1 pseudogene is annotated in these 283 nt (G+C 43.1%); it reads left to right on the forward strand.

Annotation, left to right across the window (positions count from 1 at the left end):
• Positions 1-74 precede the first annotated feature (74 nt).
• A pseudogene (locus A3761_RS02815) lies at positions 75-283 on the forward strand (hypothetical protein); the annotation flags it as partial.

The following is a 283-nucleotide window of genomic DNA, read 5'->3' on the forward strand; positions in this document are numbered from 1 at the left end:
GGTAGTTTGCTGGATCACTTGTCTCAAAATATTACGATATCCCCTAAAGTAACTAAGTTCCTGGACGAAAGGGCATGATGATGGATCAGCAAGAAAAGGAGGCTTTATTTTTAGCGTTACAGGATAGCGATGCTGACTTGGCCAGAGTGACGGAAGACCTCATCTCCTTGCTGGTGCAGAAAGGTATTATTTTGTTTACCGAACTGCCTAGCGCAGTACAGGCTAAGCTTGTTGATAGAGAAAAGCTGAGAGAAAAATTGGGCCAGGTGAATGTGTCTATATT

The sequence above is a fragment of the Oleiphilus sp. HI0123 genome (genome assembly GCF_001635315.1).